This is a genomic window from Streptomyces sp. NPDC057654 (genome assembly GCF_042800135.1).
GTDB lineage: Bacteria > Actinomycetota > Actinomycetes > Streptomycetales > Streptomycetaceae > Streptomyces.
Genome location: NZ_JBHVHQ010001150.1, coordinates 1 through 2178 on the forward strand (window position 1 = coordinate 1; position 2178 = coordinate 2178).

Below are 2178 nucleotides of genomic sequence, written 5' to 3' on the forward strand. Positions count from 1 at the left end.
GGATCTGGAGCAGGAGAGCGAGCGGTCCGACGCCGAGGCGGAGGCCGGCCGGGACGCCGAGTCCGACTCCGGTGACGACGACTCCGACGACGACGCCGAGCAGGGCGGTTCGGGTTCGGCGAGCAGCCGTCGCCGCCGCCGTCGCCGGCGTCGCAGCGGTGACGGCCAGGACGCCGAGGCGAACGGCGGCGACGACCCGGAGCGTACGGTCGTCAAGGTCCGCGAGCCCCGCAAGAAGGATGCCGAGCGCGAGCCCGGCACCGGCTTCGACGAGGTCCAGTCCATCAAGGGCTCGACCCGTATGGAGGCCAAGAAGCAGCGCCGCCGAGAAGGGCGCGAGCAGGGCCGGCGCCGGGTGCCGATCATCACGGAGGCCGAGTTCCTGGCCCGCCGCGAGGCCGTCGAGCGCGTGATGGTGGTGCGCCAGAGCGGTGAGCGCACCCAGATCGGCGTGCTGGAGGACAACGTCCTCGTCGAGCACTTCGTCAACAAGGAGCAGGCCACCAGCTACGTCGGCAACGTCTACCTGGGCAAGGTCCAGAACGTGCTGCCGTCCATGGAGGCCGCCTTCGTCGACATCGGCAAGGGCCGCAACGCTGTCCTGTACGCCGGTGAGGTCAACTTCGAGGCGCTCGGGATGGCCAACGGCCCCCGGCGCATCGAGACCGCCCTGAAGTCCGGCCAGTCCGTGCTGGTGCAGGTCACCAAGGACCCGATCGGCCACAAGGGCGCCCGGCTCACCAGTCAGGTCTCGCTGCCGGGCCGCTACCTCGTGTACGTGCCCGAGGGCTCGATGACCGGCATCAGCCGCAAGCTCCCGGACACCGAGCGGTCGCGGCTCAAGCAGATCCTCAAGAAGATCGTCCCCGAGGACGCGGGCGTCATCGTGCGCACCGCCGCCGAGGGCGCGAGCGAGGACGAGCTGCGCCGGGACGTGGAGCGCCTCCAGGCGCAGTGGGAGGAGATCCAGAAGAAGGCGAAGGGCGGCAACGGCTCCAACGCGCCGTCCCTGCTCTACGGCGAGCCGGACATGACCGTCCGCGTCGTCCGCGACATCTTCAACGAGGACTTCTCCAAGGTCATCGTGAGCGGCGCCGACGCCTGGGAGACGATCCACGGATACGTCGCGCACGTCGCCCCCGACCTCACCGACCGGTTGCAGAAGTGGACGTCGGACGTCGACGTCTTCGCCACGTACCGGATCGACGAGCAGCTGATGAAGGCGCTGGACCGCAAGGTCTGGCTGCCGAGCGGCGGCTCGCTCGTCATCGACCGGACCGAGGCGATGATCGTCGTCGACGTCAACACCGGGAAGTTCACCGGCCAGGGTGGCAACCTGGAGGAGACGGTCACCAGGAACAACCTGGAGGCGGCCGAGGAGATCGTGCGCCAGCTGCGGCTGCGCGACCTCGGCGGCATCATCGTGATCGACTTCATCGACATGGTGCTGGAGTCCAACCGCGACCTCGTGCTGCGGCGGCTGCTGGAGTGCCTGGGCCGGGACCGCACCAAGCACCAGGTGGCCGAGGTCACCTCGCTGGGCCTGGTCCAGATGACCCGCAAGCGGGTCGGGCAGGGCCTGCTGGAGTCGTTCTCCGAGCCGTGCGTGCACTGCAACGGGCGCGGCGTGATCGTCCACATGGACCAGCCGACCGCCGCCGGCGGCGGCGGGGGCGGCAAGCGCGGCAAGAAGAAGGGCAAGTCCGCGGGCGGCGGCCAGCAGCACGACCACCACGAGCACGACCACGAGCAGCCGCTCGCGGACGAGCCGGCGGCCGTTGCCGCGGCTGAGGAAGAGCCCCAGCCCGAGCTGGAGCCCGTGGCCGTGACCGAGGCCGAGCTGCGGCCCTCGGTCGAGGCGGACGACGAGTGGTTCGGCAGCCCCGCCGAGGCGCAGGCGGCCGCCGAGTCGCGTGGACGCGGCGGCCGGGGGCGTCGCCGGGCGACCCGCAAGGTGTCCGCTCCGGCGGGCCCGCCGAAGGCCGAGGCCGAGGCCGAAGCCGGGATCGCGACCGAAGGCGACACCGAGGTCGCCGCCGCGGCCACGGTGGTCGTGCCGGCCGAGCCGGAGCCGGTCGCCGAGCCGGTGGCCGAGCCCGCGCCGGTCGTTGAGGCCGAGCCTGTCGCCGAGCCGAAGCCGGTACGTACGCGTCGCCGGGCGACCCGTAAGGCGACCGC

General features: G+C 71.8%; 1 protein-coding gene. It reads left to right on the forward strand.

Annotated features, from left to right (window positions below; all coding sequences use genetic code 11):
- Positions 1 to 2178: Rne/Rng family ribonuclease (locus ACFU99_RS41455; RefSeq protein WP_384403327.1), on the forward strand; the 2178-nt coding region annotated here is incomplete at both ends.